Here is a 26,408-nt window from a genome sequence, read left to right as displayed (position 1 = left end):
GCCAATATCGAAACAAAAAGCCCCGCTCAATGAGCAGGGCTTTTATATTAACTAATCAATTTAAAGAATTAGCTTTTGGTCGTTTCTGTATCCGCGACTTCTGACGCTTGCTCGTCTTCGACCACTTCTTTGGTTACTTCAACCGGATCGACTGGCGCGATTTCAGCTACTGCCGGCTCTTCGCTTTCTGCTTGGTAAAAACGATCACCCTTTTCAGCCATTGCTTTTAACGTATCGCAAGGTGTGAAAATTGGGTTGTAGTTAGCAAAAGTCGCCATTTCTGAGCTCACTTGTGCTGCACCCAGTTTATCCATATAGCTAAATGGACCGCCTAAGAATGGTGGAAAACCGATACCAAAAATTGCGCCAATATCACCATCACGCGGGCTTGCAATAATGCCATCATCTAAACAGCGTACCGCTTCGTTTAGCATTTGCGCAACACAACGTTTAGCAATTTCGCTCTTGTTTAAACGAGGTGATGGCGTAACACCAAGAAGCTCGTATACTGACTCATCCACTTTTTTATCTTTCTTGTCGTAAAGATAAAAACCACGGCCAGTCTTACGACCTAAACGCTTAGAGTCGATTAAGCGATTGAAGGCATCCGGGGCTTTAAAGCGCTCGCCCAATTCTTTTTCAAGGATTGGCGCAATTTTAGAACCGATATCAATCCCTACTTCATCAAGTAACGCTAAAGGCCCTACCGGGAAACCAAACTCTACTAATGCTTGGTCAATCTTTTCAATCGGCTCACCTGCAAGCAGTAAATTAGCCGCTTCATTGACATAAGGCGCTAAGATACGGTTTACATAGAAACCAGCCATGTCTTTAACCACAATCGGTGTTTTACCTTGCTTACGGGCAAAGTTAACGACGCGAGCGATGGTTTCTTCAGACGTACCAGCATGAGGAATGATCTCAACAAGTGGCATTTTCTCAACTGGTGAGAAGTAATGCAGACCAATTACATTTTCTGGGCGTGCTGCATCCGCAGCAATTTGTGCAATCGGTAATGACGAGGTATTACTTGCAAAAATAGTGTTGTCTTGGCATTCACGTTCAACATCAGCCACCATACCTTGCTTTAAAGCAAGATCTTCAAACACTGCTTCGATAACGATATCAATGTGTTTAAAGCCACTGTAATCGGTAGTACCGGTAATGCGGTTCATGGTTTGTTGTAGCTCTGCTTTAGATAAAATACGACGCTTTTGCTTTTTATCTAAAATTTTATAGCTGTAGTTCATTGCATTGCTGATGCCCTTTTCAGCCACATCTTTAATGCGCACAGGAACACCGGCTTTTACAGCACTAACATGGGCAATACCCGCGCCCATTAGGCCGCCACCTAATACTGCCGCTTTAGCGATTGCTGGTGCATCATCATTACGCCACTCTTTTTTCATTTCAGTGGTTGCAAAGAAAATACCGCGTAATGCTTTTGACTCATCGCTCATTACCAGCGTGGCAAAGCCTTCAGCTTCAGTTTTGTATGCTTTTAACTGATCAAGTTCAACACTTGCACGAACCGCTTTAATAATGGCTAAAGGTGCTGGGTAGTGACCGCCTGTTTTCTTCAGTACGTTTTCTTGTGCTTTTTTGAAAATAATATTGCGACCAAATGGGTTTGACTCAAGTAATTGGCTTAAACGGTCTAGCTTTGGTTTAGTGACCTTTGCCTTACCTTTCAGGGCAAACTCTTTAGCAACGTCAAGTAATACACTGTGTGGAACACAATCATTTACTAAGCCTGTTTTCTTCGCTTGCTTAGCACGTACTTGCTTACCAGTAAGCATCCACTCAAGTGCTTTTTGTAGACCAACTAATTTAGGTAAGCGCTGAGTACCGCCACCACCAGGTAATAAGCCTAACTGTACTTCTGGCAAACCAAGCTTAGTGATATCGCTGTCTGAACACACGCGATAATCACAAGCTAAAGCAAACTCTAAACCACCCCCTAATGCCGCACCATGAATGGCACTCACTGTTGGGAAAGGCAGCTTTTTCATATCGAAAAATGCTTGCTGGCACATTTCGCTTAACGCTAATGCATCTTCACGGCTATTAGCGCTATCAAGCATTTTAATATCAGCACCAGCGATAAAGTTATCGCTTTTACCACTGATAAATACCATGCCTTTTACCGCTTGCGCTTGTGCGTCTTTAAGTAAGGTTTTTAAATCTTCTGCAAAACTACTGCGCAGGGTGTTCATTTTCTCACCCGGCACATCAATGGTTACAACGGCTACGCCGTCATCAGCCACTGATAAACTAAATACTGAATCTGTCATTACGCACTCTCCAATACAAAGGCTGCGCCTAAGCCACCCGCTGCACACGCAGTCGTAAGCGCTAAGCCGCCACCGCGACGATTAAGTTCATGTAAGCTTTGCGTGATCAGGCGCGCACCTGTTGCCGCAAATGGGTGACCGTATGCAAGTGAGCCACCTAAAACATTGAACTTGTCCATGTTAATTTCGCCGATCGCTTTGCTACGACCTAGCTTTTCTTGTGCAAATTTATCTGACGCAAACATCTTCATGTTAGCCAGTGTTTGCGCTGCAAATGCTTCGTGCATTTCGATTAAATCTAAATCAGCTAGTGTGATACCTGCTCTATCTAGGGCAATTGGCGTTGAGTGTGCCGGACCCATTAGCATATCTTCATGTACACCAATTGCTGAGAAAGCAAAGCTACGCACATAACCTAAAATGTTGTAACCCAATGCTTTAGCTTTACTCTCGCTCATCATTAATACCGCAGCGGCACCATCGGTTAATGGCGTTGCGTTAGCTGCAGTCACTGAACCATGTTGACGGTCAAATACTGGTTTTAACTTCGCGTAGCCTTCAACTGTTGAGTTATGACGAATGTTATTGTCTTGCTCAATAAAGCTCTTATAAGGCGCAACATGGGCAGTCATTACTTCGTCTTTCAGTTTACCATCTGCCCACGCTTGGCTTGCAAGGGTATGAGAACGATGTGCTAAAGCATCTTGATCTTCGCGGCTAATGTTATGCGTTTTTGCCATTTGTTCTGCTGTTTGACCCATAGATAAACCAGTAGAGTACTCAGCGACCGCTGGCGGAACAGGAAGTAAATCTTTTAAACGTAGTTTAGAGAAAATCTTTAAACGCTGGCCAAGCGTACGTGCTTTGTTTAAATCAACAAGGCTACCCGCTAATTTTTTGCTAACACCAATGGGTAACACAGACGATGAGTCAGCACCACCAGCGATACCTACTTGCACTGAGCCTGCCATAATTGACTCGGCTACGTTAGCAATGGCTTGGAAACTTGTCGCACACGCACGCGAAACAGAATAAGCATCAACAGAAACAGGCATACCCGTACCTAGTACAATTTCACGGGCAATATTTGGCGCTTCTGGCATTTGCACTACTTGGCCAAATACAAGTTGGTCAATTTCAGATTTATCGAAGTTAAGTCGCTCAAGCATTTCGTTGACAACTAACTTACCCATATCAAGGGCTGGTACATGATGGAATGCTGTGGCTTGCTTTGCGAATGGCGTTCGCAGGCCGCTAACGATAGCGATACGATCGCCTTTTGCTGTTTTAAGTATATTTTGCTCAGACATTTATGCTCTCCCGCTGACAGGTCTGACCTGTTTGTTTTTCCTGATTCTAAAACAACCCGTGTACGAATGCCAATAGTAAGTTTTCAACCATAGGCTTTTTTCGGCCTATTTACAAAAAAACACCGAATTTATATGGTAGGCTAAAAATCCTTAAAAAATAACGAACTATTTGAGGATTTTCTGTCTAACACTTGTGTTATAACTTTTGAATCCTTATAACTTGTTGATGGCGCCCCATCACGGTACCGCGAAAAGAATTTATCGGCACTGAATGTAACGTATTGGCGCATAACAAAAACAATTTTTGACTCACGCTTTTAGGACAGTCTTTTTATTATGGCAGTTAACGCATTTTCACAATTAAAATCATACCTAGACACGCAAATTATCGGCCAACCACAATTAACTCAAGCACTGTTAATCGCGATTTTGGCAGACGGCCATTTATTAGTAGAAGGCCCTCCGGGTCTTGCTAAGACACGTGCAGTGAATGCCTTAGCAAAAGGCGTTGAAGGCAGCTTTCAACGTGTGCAATTTACCCCAGACTTATTACCTGCAGATGTCACAGGTACCGATATTTATCGCCAGCAAACCAGTGAGTTCGTATTTGAAAAAGGCCCGTTATTTCATAACCTAATTTTGGCAGATGAAATAAACCGTGCTCCTGCTAAAGTGCAATCAGCTCTTCTTGAAGCCATGGCTGAACGCCAAGTAACGGTGGGTAAAAACACCTATCCACTGTCTGATCTCTTTATGGTTATGGCAACCCAAAACCCGCTAGAACAAGAAGGCACTTACCCACTACCAGAAGCTCAGCTTGATCGTTTCTTATTGCATTTGAGCATTGATTACCCGGGTGCTGAACACGAATTAGATATCCTACGTCTAACCCGTGGCGAGGCTATTTCTGACAAGCAAGCTACGACACAGCAAATTAGTCAAAGTGAGCTATTTGCTGCCCGTAAAGCGATATTAGGTTTGTATTTAGCTGAGCCGCTTGAGAAATACCTAGTACAGTTAATTGTTGCCACTCGTGAAGCTGCAGAGCTTGATGAGCAACTTGGTCGCTGGATTGAATATGGCGCAAGCCCACGTGCAACGATTGCCCTTGATAAGTGTGCCCGCGCGCATGCTTGGCTAGAAGGTCGTGACTTTGTTGCGCCTGATGATATTCAAGCTGTGCTGCACAATGTATTGCGTCACCGTATTATCTTAAGTTACGAAGCACAGGCCGATGGTATCAGTAAAGACGATGTGATCAGCCGTATTTTAGAATTGGTGGCAGTACCATAAGCTATGTCGAGCCAATTTGATCCAGCGGCGTGGTTAGCAGCGAGTCATAGTCAAGGCGTCAATTTATCACTCAAAGAGTTGATGTATTACAAAGCCAAAGCTCGTTTGCTAGAACTTGCGCCCAAAGTAAAAATCAAAAACAGCTTAGCTGGGCAATACCTTGCGCCCCATAAAGGCCGCGGTATGGAGTTTGCCGAGGTGCGTCATTACCAAGCCGGTGATGACATACGCTCTATCGACTGGCGTGTTACTGCACGCACTGGCGAAACCCACACTAAGCTGTTTCAAGAAGAAAAAGAGCGCCCTGTTTTTGTCTTTACCGACTTCTCTAACTCGATGCTATTTGGCTCAAAGTTACTGTTAAAATCGGTGCAAGCAGCGCATATCAGCGCATTGGTTGCTTGGTCAGCGTGCCAACGAGGTGATCGCATCGGTGGTCTGGTGTTTAATCAGCAAGGTCATCACGAATTAAAACCGACCTCTCGAGAAAAAGCCGTGTTAAAGCTTTGTCACAACTTATGTGATATTCACAGTCAAGCACTGGCTAATATCGACCAAACAGCCTCCAGCTTATTCAGCGAAAACCTTAAACGCCTTAATCATTTAGCAAAACCAGGAAGCTTGGTTTATATCGTCTCCGATTTTAGTGCGCTTGATGAAGCAAGCTTCAAACAGCTTGAAATACTCAGCAGACACTGTGAATTGATTGGTTGCCATATTAGCGATCCGTTCGAGCACCAGCTACCTGCTTTTAAACAAACTGTGACCGTGTCGGCGAATGGCCAAGAGCTTGCGTTACCGTTAATGGATAAGCAATTTCGCGAGCGCTTTGCTAAGTCTGCCGAAGAGTCGTTTTCTAATAGATTAAAGCGCTTACAAAAATCTGGGCTTAGTTTAATTTCATTCAGTGCAGCCACTCCACTTGAGCTGCAATTAGTGAGAAAGTAACAATGCAAAAAAATCCGCTAGATGGCTTACATGATGTCATTGCACCGACCGAGGTTGCATGGTGGCCACTTGCTCCAATTTGGTGGCTGATCATCGCCTTAGTTGGTTCGTTATTAATTATCGGCTTAGTGCTTTTATATAAAAACCAGCAGTTTAAAAAAGCCAAAAAACAAGCCATTAAATTAAGCAAAACCCTCAGCGATGAGGATACGCAAGAGCTGCACATTATTTTAAAACGCTTAACTCGCCATTATTACAACAGCCAACTTGCCTCTCAGCCTTTGGCTAAATGGTCAGAAAGTTTATCTAAGCTCAGTGGCGACAACTTTAGTTATGATGAACTAATGCCGCTTTATCAACAGCATAGTAATAATGCTGAGCTTGGGGCTAAATTGCGCAGTGCTATCAGCAACTTTAAACTCAAGGAGCCAATTAATGTTTGAGTTTAGTTGGCCATGGTGTTTTGTACTTTTACCACTGCCTTGGTTATTGAGCCGCTTCATGCCCTTAAAACAACAAGGGCAGTTACGTTTACGTATTCCTGGCTTTGCTAAGCTTGGCTTAAATAATCAAGCAGTACAACAACATAGCCGCAAAGTTTCGATTCTCGAATGGGCTGTTTGGGTCTCTTTGGTTGTCGCTATTGCAAACCCAACTTGGCTTGATGAACCGATCACGCTGCCTAATGAAGGACGCGATATTATGCTTGCGGTGGACTTATCTGGCTCAATGACAGAGCAAGATATGGAGTATCGAAATAATCAATATGTAGATAGGCTCACTATGGTAAAAGCTGTACTCAGTGATTTTATCGAGCAGCGTCAAGGTGATCGCCTTGGTCTTATCTTATTTGGGGATACCGCATTTTTACAAACGCCCCTTACCCGTGATGTTAAAACGGTGAGCCAAATGCTCAGCGAAGCGCAGATTGGCCTAGTAGGTAGAGCAACAGCCATCGGTGATGCGTTAGGTTTATCCGTAAAACGTTTTGCTAATAAAGATGAAAGTAACCGTATCGTAGTGCTATTAACCGATGGTCAAAACACCGCCGGTAACCTTGATCCTGAAGATGCGCTACTGTTAGCCCGCGAAGAAGGCATTAAAGTGTATACCATAGGTGTTGGCTCAGATAGTAAACGTGGCTTTAGCCTGTTTAATGTGGGTGGTATGAGTGGTGGTAACTTGGATGAAACTTTACTAAAACGCATTGCCGAGCAAACTGGCGGCTTATACTTTAGAGCAAAAGATGTCGCTGGTTTACAGCAAATTTATCAAGAGCTCGATAAACTTGAGCCTATCAGTAGTGATGAGCAAACGTTCCGCCCACAAATTTCATTGTTTTATATTCCACTGCTTGTCGCACTTGGATTTATCGGTTTAGCAATGCTAGTCAATTTTATTCGCCAATTTAAGCAGGAGAGCTAGTATGGATTTTGAATTTATTCGCCCTGCCCTACTTTGGTTATTAATCCCCGCGCTGATTATTTTTAGTGTGCTGTTGGTACGCAACAAAAAAAGCGCCCCTGCTGATTTAATTGCGCCCCATTTGGCGCAGTTTATAATGAGCGACAATCATAAAAAACAAAGCCAACCGCTTTGGCTAGTTGCTGTATTTACTCTGTTAGCCATCGTGTTTACAGCAGGTCCAAGCTTTGAGAAGAAACAAGTCCCGGTGTTTCAAGCAAAGAATGCACGGGTCATTGTGATGGACATGTCGTACTCCATGTTCAGTACCGACATCGCACCAAGCCGGTTAGTTCAAGCTCGCTTTAAAGCACTTGATATGATTGATCTTTTCAAAGAAGGTGATACGGCATTGGTCGCTTATGCAGGCTCTGCATTCACAATTTCGCCGCTAACCAATGACGCCAGCACCTTGGCTAACCTTATCCCAAGTCTAAGCCCTGATATCATGCCGAGCAAAGGTTCAAATGTTATTGAAGGCCTAGAAAAAGCCGACGATTTACTAAAACAAGCGGGCTATTTAGATGGTGATATTATTTTAGTCACCGATGGGGTTGATAGCTTAGATCAAGAAGATATTAGCCGCTTTACTGCTCAGTCTAATTATCGCTTAAATGTCTATGGCGTCGGCACAGAGCAAGGGGCGCCGATTAAGTTACCAGAAGGTGGCTTTTTAAAAGATATGCAAGGGCAGATTGTGATTCCGACGCTAAATATCAGCCGCTTAAGTGCGCTTGCACGTAATAGCGGTGGCAAATTTGCACTGTATCAAACCAGTAATCAAGATATTCAAACATTTGCCCCCACTGCTAATGCTGAAGTACTCAAAGATGAGAAACAAAGCCAAGCATTATGGCGAGTTGATGCAGGTATTTACGGCCTGATTATTTTATTGCCGTTAGCGCTATTTTTAATTCGCCGTAGCAGCCTAGTACTTGGCTTTTTGTTTGTTATGTTCCTACCTCAGCAACAAGTATACGCCGCTGAATTACCAGAGGTATTTAAAAACCAAGACCAACGCGCTCTTGATGCCTACCAGCAAAATCAATTTGAACAAGCCGCTCAAGCTGAAAACACGCAACTTAAAGGCGCCGCCCTTTACCAGCAAGGTAATTACCAAGCTGCCATGGATGCGTTTAGTGAAGATAAATCTGCGACGGGCTTTTACAACTACGGTAATGCCCTTGCCAAGGCGGGTGAGCTAGAACAAGCCATAGAAGCGTATAAGCAAGCCCAACAGCTTAAAAATGACTTCACTGAGGCAAAAGAAAACCAAGCCCTCGTTGAACAGTTATTGCAGCAGCAAGAGCAACAACAACAGCAACAGCAACAAGATCAACAGCAAAACAATGATCAACAAAACTCTGATGGTCAGCAAGATAACCAGCAAAAGCAACAGGGTGAAAACTCCCAGCAAGGCGAAAACTCTGAGCAAAGTGAGCAGCAAGATGGCCAACAACCGTCTGAGCAAGGTGAGCAATCAGATCAAAAAGGTGAACAAAGCGAGTCTGAAAGTGACCAGCAAAACAAACCTGAAATGCAATCTGAAAAAGACACGTCGTCACAATCAGGTGAACAACAGCCAGAGCAAGCTCCCGAGCAACAAGATGCCCAGCCACAGCCTTCGCAAAGTGATGAACAAGCTAAACAGCAAGCAGAGCAACAAGCCATGCAGGCACAAGCTGCTGAACTGACTAATGAAGAGAAAGAGAAAGCTCAGCAACTTAACCAGCTGCTGCGCAAAGTTCCCGATGATCCTGCGATCTTATTAAGAAATAAAATGCAATTAGAAGCACAAAAACGAAACTATCAACGTCGTCCACGAGGAGCCGAAAAATCATGGTAATGCGATTATTATGTTGTTTATTGCTAATCGCGGCAGCGCCGCTTTGGGCTGCCACCCAGTTACAGGCAAGTGTTGATAAAAACCCTGTCCTTGCTGGTGAGTTTTTTGTTTTAACCATCTCAGCAGACGACTCTATTAACAGCGAGCAACCTGACACTTCGGTGTTATTAAAAGACTTTGTTGTAGGGCCAACCAGTGTCAGCTCTCGCACCAATATTATTAATGGTGAAATCAGCAAGCAAACCAACTGGTCTGTAAAGCTGATGACCCGTAAAGAAGGCACTTATACCATCCCTGCCTTTACTGTTGCCGGTGTTAGTTCAAAACCCATTGAGCTAACGGTGGCTAAACGCAGCCAAACCTCTGAACAAAATAAAGAAGCCTTCATTAAAACCAGCATCAAGCCAACTAGCTTATACGTGCAAGAAGCCGGTGTTTATACGGTTAAATTGTATTTAGACAACAACAAAGAATTGCTGGATGGCAACTTAACTACACCAGAAATGGAGAACGCTGAGTTAACACCGATTAACAAGCAGTCTGAAGAATATGAGTTAATTGATGGTAAACGCTATCTAGTGATCACCCGTGAGTACTTAGTACAGCCACAAAAAAGTGGCGTGAATACTATCACGGCTCCTGTGTTCAATGGCCGTATTCGTCAAAACTACCGTCAAATGGCTGTCTCAGCGATGGGCGAAGATGTTGATGTGGAAATTAAACCAATTCCAGATAACTACACAGGCGCTTGGTTACCGAGTGAGTTGGTCAATCTTGATGAGCAATGGCAGCCAAAAGATGACACTGTTGAAGTTGGCACCCCTATCACTCGCACCATTACTTTGACTGCGTTAGGTGTGACAAAAGAGCAACTTCCAGATATCGATATGCCACAGGTGCAAGGCTTTAGAAGCTACCCTGATGCGAAAGAAAATAACCACTTAGTACGTGATGGTCGTGTTATTTCTCAGCAAACAGCTTCTTATGCTTTATTACCGCAAACACCGGGTACTTACACATTGCCTGAAATAAAGCTGCCTTGGTTTAATACTAAAATCAATCGTATTAGCTATGCCACCATTCCAGCACGTACATTAACCGTTGTGCCAAGTACAAATCCACTTACTCCCACAGCCCCTGCCATCACTGCCCCGCAAAACAATAGTTCAAGCATGGTGAGTGAAGGTCCTGCGGATGTACAAACCGTTACGCAAGTCACTACGCCTTTATGGCTTATTATCGTGGCAATTGTCGGCTATGGACTTTGGTTAATCACCTTAGTGCTTTACATTAAAAAGCGCCCTCAACAATCGACCTCGGAAGCATTACCTACGAGCGTGTCGTCGGCGTCATTAAATGAGCTCAAGCAGTTAGCAAAACAAAATAATTGCTCAGCGTTTTATAATGCCTTAAGTCGTTATGCTAAGCAGCAAACAGGTAAAAATGCTGCGGCCATCGAGTGTTTGCAAGCATCACTCAAAAATACACAACTTAATGATGAAATTGCTAAATTACGCACTAAACTTTATAGTTCAGCAGAAGAACACGTTGATTTAAGTTTAATCGTCAACTTGCTAAGCCAAGCAACAAAGCACGCTAAATCGACAAGTAATGCTACTGAATTAAAAAATCTTTACGATTAACTAGGGCGTGCTGACCTTTTATGATTGATTTTGCAGCAGTGTGTTTGGTATTTAGGCAAGGCAGAGCCTATGTAGTGTGGTTGTTCCACATAAATAGGTGATAACGCAGCATCAATGCCAAACACGCGCTGCCCTTCGGGTTCTTCCTAGGGGCGATTAACTCTTTGTTGCTCGATTTTTACTTAGCCCACTAGGTTACAAATCTCGCGCCGCGATTAAATCGCCCCTAGAGTGAACAAATTTCAATCAACATAGGTCAGCACGCCATAATCTAATAGATTGAATATAAACGGCTAATCTTGAATTAGCCGTTTTTTTAAGAAAAAAATAATAATTTCAGAAAGTTTTTTTCTGATAGGCAGGTCTTAGTTACTATGACAGAAAAACAAAAGCGATATGAAGCGCTGGTTCATGTCTACCACAGTGAGCTTTTTCGCTTTGCATATTGGTTGTGTCGTGATCAGAACATTGCTGAAGACTTAGTGCAGGAAACCTTCCTGAGGGCTTGGCGTGCCCTCGATTCACTGCAAGATCAACAAGCGGTAAAACCTTGGCTGTTGACGATTTTACGCCGTGAAAATGCACGCCGCTTTGAACGTAAACAATTTGATTACGCCGATGTTGAAAACGACACCCTTGTGGATGAACAAAGTACAACTCTTGATGCTGAAATGGAACAAACAGTGATTCAACGACAAATTGGAAAGTTATCTGAAGAGTATCGAGAGCCCTTGCTGCTGCAAGTGGTAATGGGTTGCTCTGGCGATGAAATCGCCCAGATCCTCGATTTAAATAAAAATACTGTCATGACACGACTTTTCCGTGCCAGAAACCAGCTTAAAGAGGCTTTAAGCAGTGATGATGACCAACTTAGAGGAGCATCAAATTAATGGATGAACTCGAGTTTCGCCGCCGCATCCTCGCCGAGCCAAGCACTATTGATAAGGAACTTGAAGCGTTTGCCGAGCAGGACACAGATAAACAGGCGTTTATTGATGATGTACGTGCCTTTGACGATGATCTTAGCAAGGCACTTAACATTCCTGTGCCTGAAAATTTAGCGAAGCGAATTATTGATAATACTTATGACGCTGAAGACGCGCCTTCAGAGCAGCCGCTAGACACCATTATAGAGGCTAAGTCGCGCTTTGCCTTTAATCGCCTGTATTTAGCCGCTGCAGCGTCGTTTTTAGTGGCAATTAGTGTGTTCTTTGTTACTAACAAACAACATACGTTATACAGTGTCGGTGAGCATGCTTTTGCGCACCTTTACCATGAGATTGGCTCGCTGGATAAACATGAAGCAATAGACCTTGCCTATGTGAACGAAAAGTTTGCCACCATTGGCGGACATTTAGATGAGCTACCAGGTAAAGTAACTTATTTAATGTTTTGTGACTTTCAAGGCAAAAAAGGTCTGCACTTGGTGTTTGAGTCTGATTTTGGCCCGATGACGGTATTCATTGTGCCTTCTGACGAGCAACCATTTGGTACCGGCTCTGACGATTTCAATGATGAGCGTTTCGCGGGTCACATCAACCGCGGTGAGCGAGCGGATACTATCTTAATAGCGAGTATTGGCGCTCCGCTTGATAGCTACAACAGTATGATCAATGATGCCATTCGCTGGCTGCATTAATAGCAACCGTAATAATACAGGCATAAAAAAACCGCAGTCACTGCGGTTTTTTTATCGCTATAAAGCAGGTTACTTACAAACGTCTGCTACTGCATTTGCAAAGTAATCAATGTTTGCATCACTGATACCCGCTACGTTTACACGGCTAGAACCAACAATGTAGATTGAGTACTCTTTTTGTAAGCGTTCGATTTGCTCTTTATTAATACCTAGGAATGAGAACATACCATTTTGACGGTCAATAAATGAGAAATCTTGGTCAATGCCTTTTGCTGCTAAGCTTTCTTTGATTAAAGTACGTAAACCATTAATACGGTTACGCATTTCATCAAGCTCGTCATGCCACATTTGCGTCAGCTCAGTGCTGCCTAAAATCGTGCTTACAATGTCAGCACCGTGTGCAGGCGGCATTGAGTAGATGCTACGTACAACGCTTAATAATACTGAGTTAGAGATATCAGCAGTTGCTGCATCTTTAGCAATGATTGAACATGCACCGATACGCTCGCGGTATAAACCGAAATTCTTCGAACATGAAGAACAGATGATTAACTCATCAACCGCTGCTGCTAATTTACGTAGACCCGCTGCGTCTTCTTCAAGGCTTGAACCAAAACCTTGGTATGCAATATCAACAAGTGGTGTGAAACCAACTTCAACAGCAAGATCAGCAACTGTGCTCCATTGCTCAGCGTTTAAATCCATACCGCTTGGGTTATGACAACATGCGTGGAATAACACAACATCACCTTTAGGCACTTGCTTAAGGGTGTTAATCATGTCATCAAACAAAAGGTCTTTATTTTCGTAATCGTAGTAAGGGTATTCTTTTACTGTTAAGCCTGCCGCTTCAAATAAGCTAATATGGTTTGCCCACGTTGGTGTTGTTACCCATACCGTCGCATCTTTGTTGCAACGCTTAATGAATTCAGCTGCAACACGAAGTGCACCTGTACCACCTGGTGCTTGTGCAGTGCGAACACGGTTTGCTAATAACGCAGGATGCTCACCCAGTAATAGGTTTTCCATTTTTTGACAGTAATCAAGGTTACCTGCCAAGCCAATGTACGATTTACTGGTTTCGTTTTCTAAACGAAACGCTTCCGCTTTTTTAACCGCTTTTAATACCGGCGTATTGCCTTGCTCATCCTTATAAACACCTACACCCAAATCAATTTTCTTTGGGTTTGTATCTTGTTTAAAGGCCGCCATTAGGCCAAGAATTGGATCTGTTGGTAATGGTTTTAATTCTGAGAACATTGACTATCTCTTTTTTATAGGGGTTGGCGTTGCCACTAGCTTAACATAAAAACCCAGCCTGATTACTAGTTAAATTAGACCAAGAGTTGAGGAATTTTAATACAACAAGCCACAAGTAATGCAAGGGTTTGCTGATCAAAGAAATCATTATTAAATGCTTCTGCATCTATAATACCTAAGCATTCATTTTTGTCTGACAACAGTGGTAAGCACGTCTCTGCTTTCACTTTAGGATCGCAGGTATAATACTCACCACCTTGTGCAAGGTAATCGGCTACGTTATTAATCACGCGGCCTTGCTTAGAAAGCGCAACTTGAACATTGTTACTGCCTTTAGCAAACGCTTCAGTAAGCGGGAATAAAGGACGACTCGGTGCACCGTGATAAACCAATTTTAGTAACTGACGACCTTCCTCTGTCTCTGTTGCTTGATAAATGCCGAACCAATCAACGTGAGTCTGAGCAACAACAAAATCGATAATTTGTTGAAGCTTAGCCAGTTTTTCAGTATTGGTAGCATCATCGGCAACATAATCATTTAATTTGAATGGTTCATCTTGTAAGTAGCCAAACAAGCTACACGCACCACCCTCGCCTAGCTCAGGAATTTGATACTCCCAACGCACTGCTGGTAAAGCTGACTCTGCAAGATAATGTTCAAGGTTTGATAATTGCTCAGCAACCAAATTTTCTGGTAATTCAAGCTGAGCTGTCGATAAGTAGTTAGAAATCATTTAGCCATCCAAACATCTATAATGCCAGAATGATAACATGCGATTTTAGTGTGAGCTAGTACTGCTTGCTGTTAATTGATAATAAATTTCGACTTGGTTGCCTGCACTATTGAAGGTCACTTTTGAAGCTACTTCCCCAAGCAAACACAAGCCTCTACCATGCTCTCTTGCAAGGCTTTGTTGATTTGCCTGTTCTTTGCTAAAACCATTTCCTGAGTCGCAAACAGTAAAATATAAAGCAAGTTCTTCTGGGCAATAGCGAATATCAATAATAATTAAGGCATCGGTTAAATTTGCGAGTGCCTCTTCACGCTGCTGATAATAAATTAAAAAGCCATCTTCTTGATTTTTTACCTCTGAGTCGAGGCCTAACACCCCGTGGTCTAAGGCATTATTGTAGGCCTCTGAGAGTATCAAAAAGATATTAGCGCGATGTGCATTTAACCCTGCTACTTTGCTTATTACATCAACGACTTCCAGCACCGGATCGGTGCTTTTGATTTGCTTTGAGTTCAGGCTCAATGAAAAATTAAAAGGTAATGCGGATAGCGGCTCTGATTTTTGCTCAGGCTCGCGCATTGGTAAGCAATTTAATAATACGAGGCTCAAGTCGTCTTGTTGTTTATTACCACGGGCAAATTTATTGACTCGTTCAAGTACTTGCTCAGTAGAAATAGCCGGTTTTGAAGCAAGCACTTTTTTAAAGCGATGCTCACCAAAGTACTCGTCATGTGGACTAGTCGTTTCAATGATACCATCGGTTGCCATGACAATACGGCATGTGTCTTCTACTTCAATATGAATAAGTGCACGTTCGAATTCATCTTCTTCTAAAATACCCAGTGCCATGTGTTGAGATTCAAGGGTACGAATAACTTCACCGCTTTGGTTGATGATATAGGTATCGGGTAAGCCCCCTAGCCATGCCGAGATACTTTTTCCGGTACTGCTAAGCTCTATGATGGTTGCAGCACAAAACATGTGCCCTGGTAATAACTTACCTAATACTGAATTGATTTCTGCGGCAATATCACTCACAGACATGCCCTTACTCACCATGGTATAAAATACTCTTGAAGCAGGGAGAGCTCCGACTGCAGCGGCTAAACCATGACCAGTAAAATCACCAAGCATGCAATATAAGCTACCTAATGGGCTTTGTGCGACCAAAAACATATCGCCATTAAACATAGCCGCAGGCGATAAATGAAAATCTAAATGCTTAGGAAAAGATTGTTGGTTCTCAAGAGCATTATTAAAAATATGTTCGACTATTTCATGTTCGCGTTCGACTTGATTTTGATGATATTCAAGTTGTAGATTTTGCTCTCTTGCCTTTTGGCTTAAATTTCTGATCCGGCTATGCGCTTTAATTTTCGCGTTAAGAATCACTTCTTGAAACGGCTTATGCAAAAAGTCATCACCACCAACCGCTAAACAACGCTCAAAGCTCGCTTCGTCTTCTAATGAGGTAATAAAAATAATCGGTAAGTAAACTTGGCTAAAGCGCTCTTTGATAATCGCTGCGGTTTCAAAGCCGTCCATCACAGGCATAATGACATCGAGTAACACAATATCAATGGTGTGTTCTTCGAGCAGATTTAAAGCAACAAGACCGTTCTCAGCGGTATAAACACGGTAGCCCTGCTGCTCTAACATCACGGTTAATAAGCGACGATTTAAGGCAAGATCGTCTACAACCAGAATATTAAGCATCAATCAATATCGAACTTTTTATCAAAACGTGAGATTTGTAGGATTTTTTTCAGTTGCGGTTGGCAGTTACTAATTTGAATTGTTTCAACCTTGCCTGTTAGGTTTTTTTTCATGTTCAGCAACATGCCTAACGCTGAGCTGTCCATGTAATCTGTTTCTCTAAGGTCTATAACCACTTTATCGATATTGTCGTTGAGATCGGCATACGCCTGACGAAAAGATTGCACCAAATTAAAATCAAATTTTCCTTTGATTTGTACAGTTAATATAGCGCCATCAGCAGAAGTGCTGCGCGTTAAACTCATAATAAACTCCTAATAAACAAATCTTTCCTGATACTTAACTAAATATAACCGCTTAAAACAAATAAGCCAAAAATTAAAACACTTAGGATGAAATTTGTTATCATTTAGCCAAGCTTCTATAACGAGATCTACCATGAGCGATAACAATCTAGTTTATTCAACTGCAACGGGTCGCATTGAGCAACCTAAAGAAAGTAAACCAAGCCAAGGTAAAGTTTTTAAAGACGGCTTTTTACGCATTGAACGTCAAACCAAAGGACGCAAAGGTAAGGGCGTGATGTTAGTTGTTGGTATCGACAGCGAGCAGCACGACTTAAAAAAATTAGCCAAAACCATTAAAAGTAAAATGGGCCAAGGTGGTGCAGTAAAAGACGGTATCATCGAAGTTCAAGGTGATGACAGAGATAAGCTAAAAGCGATTCTCGAAGGACTAAAGTTTAAAGTTAAAATTGCAGGGGGCTAATCGCCCCCCTTTTTAGTTCTTTAATTTTAAGCGCTCAAATAGTGCTGGCAGTTCATCTTCAGACACCGGTGGGCTGTAATAAAAACCCTGCACGATATAGCAATTATTGTTTTGTAAAAACTCAATCTGCTCAATGGTTTCTACACCTTCTGCAACAACATTAAGCTTCAGCTTTTGTGCCATAGCAATAATCGCAGCGGTAATTTCCATATCATTACTGTCTTGTGGAATATCTTTCACAAACGAGCGGTCAACTTTCAAAATATCAACAGGGAAACGTTTTAGGTAACTCAGTGACGAGTAGCCAGTACCAAAGTCATCAATTGAAATTGATACGCCCAACGCTTTTAACTGATGCAGTTGTAAAATCGCAGCTTCAACATGCCCCATTAACATACTTTCTGTTAATTCAAGGTGTAAGCGCTTAGGCTCAACCCCAGTTTGCTTGATGATTTTATCAAGTGTAGACACCAAGTTCGCATCTTTAAATTGACGTGCCGATAGATTGATTGAAATATTATTCTTTAAATCTTGGCTTGCTAGACGCGCTGCAAACTCACACGCTTCTTGCAAGATCCACGCACCTAACTCAACAATTAAGCCGGTTGCTTCAGCAATAGGAATAAACTTAGTCGGTGGGATCATCCCTTCATTTGGGTGGAACCAGCGAATAAGCGCTTCGTAGCCAACGACCTGATTATTGCGACAATCAACTTGTGGTTGATAATAAACTCTAAACTGCCCTTCGCGGATACCCGTACGTAACTCATTTTCAATAAATAAGCGCTCGTTTGCTGCGGCATTAAGTTCTTGGCTATAGAAGTGGAAGGTATTGCGCCCTTTCGCTTTTGCTTCATACATAGCAAGGTCAGCATGTTTAAGTAGCTGATCTTCTTCTTGGCTATCAAACGGTGCCATCGTGATACCAATACTGGCACTGATGATCACTTCATTGTTGCCTAGTTTGATTGGTTCATTAAGCGTGCGCTGAATCGTATTCGCTACTTCCATAGCATGAGTTTGATGTTCAATACCACTTAACAAGACCGCGAATTCATCGCCGCCTAAACGCGCTATTGTATCTTCGGTACGCAAACGCTTTTTCAAACGGTTGGCTACTTCAACTAACAATTGATCGCCTGCATCATGCCCTAGCGTATCGTTGATACGTTTAAATTCATCTAAGTCAAAATAAAATAGGGCAAATGCATAATGACCACGTTCAGCAAGTGCCATTGATTTACGCAGCTGCATTCTGAAGAAAGTTCGGTTAGCAAGCCCAGTTAAGGTATCAAAGTAAGCCAGTTGCTCCATCTTACGCTGACTTTCTTTTACGAACGAAATATCTTGAGCTGATGCCACGTAACTGGTGATCTCACCACCATCTTCACGAATTGGTGAAATACTTAGCGAAACCCAAACAGATTGACGTTCATTGGCTTGTAATAAGGTATCCCCGCGCCAGTAATTTCGGCTGCGTAAGTCGATATCAATGTCATCGACCAAAATCGCCATTTCCTGCGAGATAATGTTCATCAATGGTGAGCCAATAAAGTGACGCTCCTCAAAACCGGTCATTTCAACCATTTTCGGGTTCACGTATTTGATCTCAAAATCTTGATTGGTGATCACCACACCGGTGCCAGAGAAAGCCACAGCTTTAGATAAGCGATTCGCCGCTTTTTCAGCAATTTCTTTTTCACTAATGCGCTGGTTCAAGCCATCAATCAACTTTCGAATTTCAATAGCCATATCTCTAAATGAGCCATTTAGCGTGCCAATTTCATCTTTATTGGCCTTTGGAAACTCAGTTTGCAATTGCCCTTTGCCAAAACTAACTACGGCATTAACCAATGAATGAATACGACGCAGTACCAGTTGATAAAGTGCTTGATGCAATAACAAGGCAACTAAAATAGCGTACAAGATAAACAAGCCGAAGAATTTTACTTTTAGCTCTTCAAGGGCTGAAAGTGCCGACGAGCGCTTTTTATAGATACCAATATACCAATTGAGGTTTTCCACTTTACGGATATTGATAATGTGGGTTTCACCATCTTGTACGAATGAATTTGCCGACTCAGGTAACTTTAAACGAATGGTTTCAGACACGAGTTTTTGCAGATCAGGGTTTACAAAATCTTCGGTCAGTAATTTTTTACCTTCACGACCATATTGCTCAAGCGTTGTTTTATCTAAATCTGGGTGAGCTAATAGCTGACCTTTTGCATCAAACACCAACAAATGCTGCTCTCGGTCGCCAATTGGCAGCTGTGCCAATAAGGTTTCAAGCGCGATATCACTGCCCGTGACACCAAAAAATTCGTTATCAAGGTAGATTGGCACAAGCACACTAACCACCCACTTATGCCAAATAGTGTCGTAATACACTTTTGACCACACCGCTTCTCGGCTTGGGTTAGTCGCCGCTTGAGCATAATTAAATGTCTCGCCTTTGGTAAAATCAAAACTACCAGGTACATTGAGTGCCCAGTTAGGTGGTGCGATACGAATAAAGTTATCTTTGGTGACAAGGTAAAAATTAAAGAAATCTTGAATTAAGGTCGGTGAAACGATTTTCCAGAGTGACTCAGAATCGTTTATAAGCTGTTTATAAAATTCAGAATATTTATCTTGAGGGAGAAACGCAGCCGATAAGCCATCTTCTGAGGTACTACGAATACTACCATCGAGGGCAAATTTGAGTTCTGCGCTGCGTTTACTTTGTAAATGCGATTCGTTGTGAAGGAGTTGGCTGCTTACGACGTTATTCGCCTGCTCAGCAATATTGATTTTGGTTTTAATCAAGCGGTTAAACTGACGACTCAAGCGTTCACTAGAGTGCTTTAAAAGCTCATGCTCTTCAAAAACAAGCTGTTTTTCTTCAGATTTAAGCATTAAAGCCGCAGCACATATACCCGCAATCAAACAGATCGCAGAGATCAGCAGCGACAATTTCATACTTAATGAATTCACACCAAAACGTGATGGCGGTCGTCGATACACCACAGGACTACCTTATTAATAATTGTTATTATTTATTGTGCAAAAACAAATATACCAGAATCATTTTTATATTTATAAATTTTTTATAAATATAAATGAATTTTCTGAGTAAACACCTATGTTTTCTAAATTAGCTGCGATCGGCGGTTGACTTTACGTACAAGTGTTTTTACATTAATCCAATGAAACAAATTATCTCTCGCACTTACTTTTCGTTTTTTAGCTTCTTTAGATAGAGGAGGCTTAACTGTTTGCGAGATAAATTCACCGAATAGCTAAAGCCTCCCACTTGGGAGGCTTTTTTGTTTGTGTACTGTTTTGGAATGAGGAAACCAACATGAGCATTGATACATTAAATGCGTTACGACACGATATTAATGAAATAGATTCCGACTTACTGGTGTTACTGGCTAAAAGACGCCGTATTAGCCACAGCGTAGTTGAATATAAAATTGCTAATAACAAACCAATCCGCGATGAAGCTCGCGAACAAGCATTACTCGAAAAGCTTATCAATTATGGTAAGTCGCTAGGACTGGATGCGTACTACATTAATAATGTGTTCCAAACCATTCTTGAAGATTCGGTTTTAAACCAACAAGCCATGCTACAAAAGAATCTTAACCCAGAAGCGATGAGCGAAACGCACCGCGTTGCTTATTTAGGTGGTCAAGGCTCTTATAGCCAATTAGCCTGTCATAAATATTTCAGCCGCCGCCCTGGCAAAGTCATTGAAATGGGCTGCTCAAGCTTTGAACAAATCACTGGTAAGGTTGAAAGTGGTCAAGCTGATTTTGGCTTACTACCAATTGAAAACACCAGCTCAGGAAGTATCAATGAAGTTTTCGATTTATTACAACATGCGCAAGTTTCAATCGTTGGTGAAGTAACTCACAGTGTTGAACACTGTTTATTAGCAATGCCAGGGACTGAGCTTTCTCATATTAATAAAATCTTTGCTCACCCACAGCCGTTTGCTCAATGTAGCCGCTTCATTCAGGGTTTAGGTGATATTCAACATGAAACCTGTGATTCAACTTTCCATGCATTACAATCAGCGGTAGACACGGCAAATAGCGCCGCTATCGGTTCAGCGCAAGCAGGTAAAAACGTAGGATTAGAAGTCGTTAAGTCAGGCCTTGCAAACCAAAGCGAAAACCACAGCCGTTTCATTGTTGTCGCACGTAAACCGCTGCAAGTATCAAAGCAAATTCCAACTAAAACCAGTTTAATTATGGCCACCAAACAACAAGCAGGTTCGTTGGCTGATGCCTTAATGATCTTTAAGCATCATCAAATCAACCTAGTAAAATTAGAATCTCGCCCAGTTCCAGGTAACCCATGGGAAGAAGTGTTTTATGTTGACCTTGAAGCAAACCTTGATGACTTACATGTTAAGCAAGCACTTGAAGAGTTGAAAGAACACACCCAGTACACACGTGTATTAGGCTGTTATCAAAGTGAGTCTTTGCAAGCTGTTAGTGTGTAATAGGAAGCCTAGATAAGATGAATGAAAAGGAGCTGGTTGGCTCCTTTTTCGTATAATTTCATCTTAGATACTTGCACCCACTGCCCTGTCTAAGCATAATCTTGAAAACAATTAGACATTGGATCTTTCATGAATTGGTTAGCAGAATTAGCAACTAAAAGAACACCTTGGTTATTATTAGCCTTTATCTCCCTCGCTTTCGAAGTCACCGCGTTATTTTTCCAATACAACATGGGGCTTGAACCCTGCATTATGTGTATTTATCAACGTACTGCTGTTCTAGGCTTACTTGCTGCGGGTGTTATCGGTGCGATTAACCCACAAAATATGGTTCTTCGACTCGTTGCATTTGCCACTTGGGGTGTCTCTGCAATTTGGGGTTACTTTATTGCTAAAGAACATATTGCAATGCAAAACAATACCGACCCTTTTGCATTTAGTTGTGCATTTGAACCTAACTTCCCAAGCTTTATGCCACTGCATGAGTGGATCCCTAGCTTCTTTGCAGCCACAGGTGATTGCGGCAACATCGATTGGCAGTTTGCTTCTATGAGTATGCCGGCTTGGATGGAAGTTATTTTTGCGGCGTTTTCAGTGGTATTTATAGCCGTAGTAGTTAGCCGTTTAGTGAGCAAAAAGTCGTTGTAATGATTTATTTTTTTACTAGTCAAATCCCCGCTTTAAAAGCATTTAAAGTAAGGCAACGCCAGCAAATTATTGCCCTTGCTTTGGCTCATTTAAGCCCGAGCAAAAAAATTATTTTATCGGTGTGCAAGCTTGCCTTTTTAGCACCATTATTTTTAGGTTTAGCTTACTTTGAAGGCTGGATGCTCATCCCTTGGTTGTTGTTAGCAGGTTTAAGTTACCCTCTTATCACAACACCTATCGAAAACATGTTCGCGTTAGCGCATTTAGACAAAGCTATCGATGAATTTAAACAGGGCGAATAACGCCCTGTTTAGGTGTATAGCCTGCTGTTTATAATGTAATTTTCCCCTCAAGTTTAGCAAATAGCTTATCGCCAATTCCTTTTACTTCTTTTAATTGTTCAACCGATTTAAACGGACCTTGCTTAGTACGATGTTCAACAATCGCCTTCGCTTTTGATTCACCGATTCCTGGTAACTGAGTTAACTGCTCAATGCTGGCTTTATTAATACTCAGCTTTTGCATTTTAACTTGTGTAGCTTTGGTTGGTGTGTCGGCTGATGCCTGTGTCGTTGGCAGTAATGCAAGACTAGTGGCAAGTAAAATACTTGATAGTAGTTTCATAATTTCCTCCATGATGTCCATCTTGGACAGATAGTTAGCTGTTACCCAACACTCACTCCATCGCTTGTGTTTAACTTTGGGTAACATTTTAAATAAAGCTAATGTCCCTATTATTGTCAAATTTGCTGAATAAATATTTTCGCTTGCTACTTGCAAAGTAAAGCGCGAAGCATTACTGTATATAAAAACAGTAATCAAGGTGGCGATTTTACGCTGCAAATGCCACGCTTAAATGCAGGAGAAATCATGGCTGTTGTTGTTAAATATGTTGTAGAAAGAAACGGAGTCGAGCGCATGACGTTTACTACTAAAAAAGAAGCTGATGCGTATGACAAAATGCTCGACATTGCTGAGTCATTAGAACTAATGCTTGAAAAAGTTGATGTACCATTAAGCGAACAACAAATTGAATCGCTGGCACTTGAAATGGCAAAAGAAAAAGATCAGTTTATGGCGGTGCTTAAAGGCGCTAAAGAAGTAGAGCCGAAACCTAAAAAAGCTAAATCTGCAGATAACGTATCAGATATAAAAGAAAAAGCGGCTAGCTAAAAGCAAATTTAGATCATAAAAAAGGGCAACATCAGTTGCCCTTTTTTGTACTCAATCAAAAATTACAGTGATGATTCAACTTCATCAAATAAATCTGTGATTTCTTTTTTCGGCTCAGCCGTCATCAGGCTCACTACGACAATTGCAATAGTCGATAAAACAAAGCCCGGGACAATCTCATAAAGGAGTGCACTCAGCGTTTGACCATTAATAGTAATTGGCGCGTAAATCCAAAACAGGACTGTTGCAGCACCGACTACCATACCACTAATCGCACCTTGCAAGTTCATACGTTTCCAGTAAAGACTAAGCAGCACTAATGGGCCAAATGCAGCACCGAAACCTGCCCAAGCATTACTAACCAAATCTAGAATCGAGCTATCACGGTCATAAGCGAGGTAAATAGCAAGAATTGCTACCAGCATTACGCTGATACGGCCGACTAACACCAGCTCTTTTTGCGATGCATTGCGATTTAAGTAGATTTTATAAAAGTCTTCTGTAAGTGAGCTTGAACACACCAATAACTGCGACGAGATGGTACTCATAATGGCGGCTAAAATTGCTGCCAATAAGAACCCTGCAATTAAAGGATGGAAGATTAGCTCAGACAACACTAAGAAAATGGTTTCTTTATCATCAATTGGCATTTGGTTCTCAAGCATATATGCCGCACCAAAAAGACCTGTTAATACAGCACCAATTGCTGAAAGTGTCATCCACGACATACCCACACGACGCATAGTTGGCATATCTTTAACAGAACGTACCGACATAAAACGCACAATAATGTGTGGTTGACCAAAATAACCAAGGCCCCATGCCATAGCAGAGATAATGGCAATCGTTGAGCCACCGGCAAACCAATCCATCATATTCAGGGCGTGGATCTCAGTGTCTTTCGGTGAGCTTAGCAGTAAGTCATAACGTGCATTTGCTAAGGTATCCATAAACGGTTGATCAAGCATGGTATAGGTTGCAATCGGCACTGCCAGTAGCGAGATAAACATGATACAGCCTTGTACAAAGTCTGTAAGGCTCACTGCTAAGAAGCCACCAAACAAGGTGTAAATAACAACAACACCCGTTGTAATGTACAGACCCATCTCGTAACTCATATTAAATGAATTTTCGAATAACTTGCCGCCAGCAACAACGCCTGATGAGGTATACAAGGTAAAGAAAACGATGATTACAATCGCAGAAATAACACGCAGTATATTTTTATTATCATCAAAGCGGTTAGCGAAGTAATCTGGAATGGTGATTGAGTCATTTGCTTTTTCTGTGTACACACGTAATCGAGGTGCAACTAAAAAGTAGTTAGCCCAAGCACCTAATACGAGACCTATAGCAATCCAAACTTTGCTTAAACCAAACAAGTACATTGCACCAGGTAGGCCCATCAGCAACCAACCACTCATATCTGACGCGCCAGCTGAAAGCGCTGCAACACTTGGTGATAAATTACGACCACCTAGCATATAACCTGATACATCATCTGTGGATTGCTTATAAGCATATAGCCCAATCCCCAGCATAACGATGAAGTACAATGCTAACGAAATTATCATTCCTGTTTCCAAATTAGCCTCCAATAATTGATTAATGTTGGCTTTTAATCCGAATAATGACTCGCAAGTTATTTAATTTAAAGACATTATTGGGGTAAAAACCGATATCACCCATGACTATAACACGCTTCCCCCCTACAACTCCAATCAAGCCGTTGAGTGACATGGCACAGAATTACAACCTTTTCATAACAAAAATGTGATATTTAATCGCAAGTTATAGAATTTCATCACAATTTATCCTAGTCTTAAGATCAAAACAAAATCAGTATTTATCCTCAAATACGCGCATTTAATTAATGCTATTTCAGGCTTAATGGCATATATTGCTCATGGATAAATGAATTAACCGAAGTGGACATGCTAGGACTATGTATTTTTACGCTGCACGCCAACCTATTTTAGATAAGGAAAAGAAACTTGTCGGCTACGAACTCCTGTTTAGGGATGGCGTAGATAACGTGTTTCCAGACATTGATGGCGATGAAGCAACATCACGACTCATTGAAGGTAGTCAGTTCAATTTTGGTTTAGAAGATTTAACGGATAACAAACCAGCGTACATTAATTTCACTTTAGAGACACTCCAAAAAGGCTACCCACTTTTATTGGGTAAAGAACAAGTCGTTGTCGAAATTCTTGAAACTATTCAACCTGGTAAACGTTTACTTGCGCTGGTTAAAGATCTAAAAGAGCGAGGCTATACACTGGCACTTGATGATTACATACACCAACCTGTATGGCGTCATTTTTATCCGTATATCGATATGATCAAAATTGACTTTTTAACCTGCGATCAAGAGTCAATTGAAGCGGTTATTGAGGCAATCAAACCTCATCCGCATATCAAGTTGCTTGCCGAAAAAGTGGAAACATACGAGAAATATCAGCTGGCTCTAGAAATGGGCTTTAGCTACTTTCAAGGCTTTTTCTTTTCGAAACCTGAGATGGTACAAAGTAAAACTTTACCACCTTCTGAGATGGCTCTTGCCGAGCTTCTATACGAAACATCGAGTATTGATTTAAACCTCAGAAAAATCACTGAGGTGTTTGAACGTGACGTTAACTTGTCTTATAAGTTGCTACGCTACTCAAACTCAGCGGCCTTTAAACGTCGCGCTGAAATCAGCACTATTAAACAAGCACTTATCGTATTAGGTAGTGAAGAAATTAAACGTTTCTTGTCACTGCTATTTGCAGCTCAAGTTTCAGCGGATAAACCTGCTGAGCTTATTCGCCTTTCGTTAACCCGTGCTCGGTTTGCTGAATTACTCGCAATCAGCCACGGCAAATTGCGAGATACAGGTATGGCATTCTTAACGGGTATGATGTCGTTGATGGATGCTATCTTAGATGAAGACATGCCAAGCGTTATGAATAAGCTACCGCTAACCGTCGAAATAAAAGATGCGCTGCTTAAAGGTGAAGGCTTACTCGCTACCTATCTAAACCTTGTAAAATTTTATGAGCAAGCAGATTGGGAAAAAGCGAAAGAAATCCAACAGCAGTTGGGTCTTAAGCCTGAAGAAGTACCAGACGCTTACCACGATGCATTAAGTTGGTCTAATGACCAAATGAGTGTGTTTGGGGATTAATACCAATT

The 26,408-nt window shown here is 41.8% G+C and carries 22 protein-coding genes and 1 pseudogene; 14 read left to right on the top strand and 9 right to left on the bottom strand.

The features are described from left to right. Positions 1–68 precede the first annotated feature (68 nt). On the bottom strand, positions 69–2,294 hold the full coding sequence (gene fadJ, locus CWC28_RS01265; RefSeq protein ID WP_063706683.1) for a fatty acid oxidation complex subunit alpha FadJ: 2,226 nt from the start codon (positions 2,292–2,294) through the stop codon (positions 69–71). Beyond that, the gene (gene fadI / locus CWC28_RS01260) at positions 2,294–3,604 is read right to left on the bottom strand and encodes an acetyl-CoA C-acyltransferase FadI (protein WP_063529462.1); all 1,311 of its coding nucleotides are present in this window, start codon (positions 3,602–3,604) and stop codon (positions 2,294–2,296) included. Before fadI ends, fadJ begins: the two co-directional genes overlap by 1 nt. A 336-nt stretch (positions 3,605–3,940) precedes the next feature. Between fadI and CWC28_RS01255 the strand changes: the two genes are divergently transcribed. The 8 genes and pseudogenes from CWC28_RS01255 to CWC28_RS01220 all read left to right on the top strand — a co-directional run bounded on the left by CWC28_RS01255 (position 3,941) and on the right by CWC28_RS01220 (position 12,437). Next, entirely contained in the window at positions 3,941–4,897 is a 957-nt protein-coding gene (locus tag CWC28_RS01255) for an AAA family ATPase (protein WP_054553219.1), read from the top strand. A gap of 3 nt (positions 4,898–4,900) precedes the next feature. Next, positions 4,901–5,845 (top strand): DUF58 domain-containing protein, encoded by a 945-nt coding sequence (locus CWC28_RS01250; protein ID WP_063706681.1) that lies wholly within the window; start codon positions 4,901–4,903, stop codon positions 5,843–5,845. A gap of 2 nt (positions 5,846–5,847) precedes the next feature. After that, the gene (locus CWC28_RS01245; RefSeq protein WP_063706678.1) at positions 5,848–6,288 is read left to right on the top strand and encodes a DUF4381 domain-containing protein; all 441 of its coding nucleotides are present in this window, start codon (positions 5,848–5,850) and stop codon (positions 6,286–6,288) included. Further along, on the top strand, positions 6,281–7,270 hold the full coding sequence (locus tag CWC28_RS01240) for a vWA domain-containing protein (RefSeq protein ID WP_138624602.1): 990 nt from the start codon (positions 6,281–6,283) through the stop codon (positions 7,268–7,270). Before CWC28_RS01245 ends, CWC28_RS01240 begins: the two co-directional genes overlap by 8 nt. Position 7,271: 1 nt before the next feature. Then, on the top strand, positions 7,272–9,155 hold the full coding sequence (locus CWC28_RS01235; RefSeq protein ID WP_138624601.1) for a vWA domain-containing protein: 1,884 nt from the start codon (positions 7,272–7,274) through the stop codon (positions 9,153–9,155). Next, positions 9,149–10,798, top strand: a complete 1,650-nt coding sequence (locus CWC28_RS01230; protein WP_138624600.1) for a BatD family protein — start codon at positions 9,149–9,151, stop codon at positions 10,796–10,798. The genes CWC28_RS01235 and CWC28_RS01230 overlap by 7 nt, the downstream gene beginning before the upstream one ends. Positions 10,799–11,133: 335 nt before the next feature. Further along, positions 11,134–11,688, top strand: a pseudogene (locus tag CWC28_RS01225) (sigma-70 family RNA polymerase sigma factor); the annotation flags it as partial. After that, positions 11,688–12,437 (top strand): DUF3379 family protein, encoded by a 750-nt coding sequence (locus CWC28_RS01220; protein ID WP_063706668.1) that lies wholly within the window; start codon positions 11,688–11,690, stop codon positions 12,435–12,437. The pseudogene CWC28_RS01225 and the gene CWC28_RS01220, both read left to right, overlap by 1 nt. Before the next feature lie 69 nt (positions 12,438–12,506). Here CWC28_RS01220 and CWC28_RS01215 read toward each other — a convergent pair whose 3' ends face one another. The 4 genes from CWC28_RS01215 to CWC28_RS01200 form a co-directional block, all read right to left on the bottom strand. Next, positions 12,507–13,697 (bottom strand): amino acid aminotransferase, encoded by a 1,191-nt coding sequence (locus CWC28_RS01215; protein ID WP_063706666.1) that lies wholly within the window; start codon positions 13,695–13,697, stop codon positions 12,507–12,509. Positions 13,698–13,771: 74 nt separating this feature from the next. Continuing rightward, complete coding sequence (locus tag CWC28_RS01210; protein WP_138624599.1) at positions 13,772–14,431, bottom strand: GAF domain-containing protein; 660 nt, start codon at positions 14,429–14,431, stop codon at positions 13,772–13,774. 45 nt (positions 14,432–14,476) lie between these two features. Next, the gene (locus tag CWC28_RS01205; RefSeq protein ID WP_138624598.1) at positions 14,477–16,147 is read right to left on the bottom strand and encodes an ATP-binding SpoIIE family protein phosphatase; all 1,671 of its coding nucleotides are present in this window, start codon (positions 16,145–16,147) and stop codon (positions 14,477–14,479) included. Beyond that, entirely contained in the window at positions 16,147–16,452 is a 306-nt protein-coding gene (locus CWC28_RS01200) for an STAS domain-containing protein (protein WP_054562148.1), read from the bottom strand. The genes CWC28_RS01205 and CWC28_RS01200 overlap by 1 nt, the downstream gene beginning before the upstream one ends. Positions 16,453–16,585: 133 nt before the next feature. On the opposite strand from CWC28_RS01200, the gene CWC28_RS01195 reads away from it, so the two are divergent. Further along, positions 16,586–16,915: an SUI1 family translation initiation factor gene (locus tag CWC28_RS01195; protein WP_058586369.1), complete on the top strand. Its 330-nt coding sequence runs from the start codon at positions 16,586–16,588 to the stop codon at positions 16,913–16,915. Between the two features lie 12 nt (positions 16,916–16,927). Here the strand turns inward: CWC28_RS01195 and CWC28_RS01190 are convergent, their stop codons facing one another. Then, positions 16,928–19,924: a bifunctional diguanylate cyclase/phosphodiesterase gene (locus CWC28_RS01190; protein ID WP_138624597.1), complete on the bottom strand. Its 2,997-nt coding sequence runs from the start codon at positions 19,922–19,924 to the stop codon at positions 16,928–16,930. 334 nt (positions 19,925–20,258) lie between these two features. On the opposite strand from CWC28_RS01190, the gene CWC28_RS01185 reads away from it, so the two are divergent. The 3 genes from CWC28_RS01185 to CWC28_RS01175 all read left to right on the top strand — a co-directional run bounded on the left by CWC28_RS01185 (position 20,259) and on the right by CWC28_RS01175 (position 22,360). Next, positions 20,259–21,410, top strand: a complete 1,152-nt coding sequence (locus CWC28_RS01185) for a chorismate mutase (protein ID WP_138624596.1) — start codon at positions 20,259–20,261, stop codon at positions 21,408–21,410. Positions 21,411–21,539: 129 nt separating this feature from the next. Next, a complete protein-coding gene (gene dsbB / locus CWC28_RS01180; protein ID WP_063706656.1) occupies positions 21,540–22,058 on the top strand; it encodes a disulfide bond formation protein DsbB in 519 nt (172 codons plus the stop codon). After that, positions 22,058–22,360 carry a DUF6170 family protein gene (locus tag CWC28_RS01175; protein WP_063706654.1) on the top strand — a complete coding sequence of 101 codons (303 nt, stop codon included), beginning with the start codon at positions 22,058–22,060 and terminating at the stop codon, positions 22,358–22,360. Before dsbB ends, CWC28_RS01175 begins: the two co-directional genes overlap by 1 nt. A 28-nt stretch (positions 22,361–22,388) precedes the next feature. Here the strand turns inward: CWC28_RS01175 and CWC28_RS01170 are convergent, their stop codons facing one another. Beyond that, positions 22,389–22,682 carry a ComEA family DNA-binding protein gene (locus tag CWC28_RS01170; RefSeq protein WP_119853479.1) on the bottom strand — a complete coding sequence of 98 codons (294 nt, stop codon included), beginning with the start codon at positions 22,680–22,682 and terminating at the stop codon, positions 22,389–22,391. A gap of 246 nt (positions 22,683–22,928) precedes the next feature. Here CWC28_RS01170 and CWC28_RS01165 point away from each other — a divergent pair, with 246 nt between their 5' ends. Continuing rightward, positions 22,929–23,231 (top strand): YebG family protein, encoded by a 303-nt coding sequence (locus tag CWC28_RS01165; protein WP_063707201.1) that lies wholly within the window; start codon positions 22,929–22,931, stop codon positions 23,229–23,231. A gap of 62 nt (positions 23,232–23,293) precedes the next feature. Here the strand turns inward: CWC28_RS01165 and putP are convergent, their stop codons facing one another. Continuing rightward, positions 23,294–24,805, bottom strand: coding sequence for a sodium/proline symporter PutP (putP, locus tag CWC28_RS01160; protein ID WP_105175233.1), 1,512 nt, complete (start codon positions 24,803–24,805; stop codon positions 23,294–23,296). A gap of 371 nt (positions 24,806–25,176) precedes the next feature. Here putP and CWC28_RS01155 point away from each other — a divergent pair, with 371 nt between their 5' ends. Beyond that, positions 25,177–26,400 carry an EAL and HDOD domain-containing protein gene (locus CWC28_RS01155; protein ID WP_063706650.1) on the top strand — a complete coding sequence of 408 codons (1,224 nt, stop codon included), beginning with the start codon at positions 25,177–25,179 and terminating at the stop codon, positions 26,398–26,400. Positions 26,401–26,408: the final 8 nt, after the last annotated feature.

The organism is Pseudoalteromonas sp. S4492 (genome assembly GCF_005886115.1).
Classification (GTDB): domain Bacteria; phylum Pseudomonadota; class Gammaproteobacteria; order Enterobacterales; family Alteromonadaceae; genus Pseudoalteromonas; species Pseudoalteromonas gelatinilytica.
This window is presented reverse-complemented; position numbering and strand designations above follow the sequence as displayed.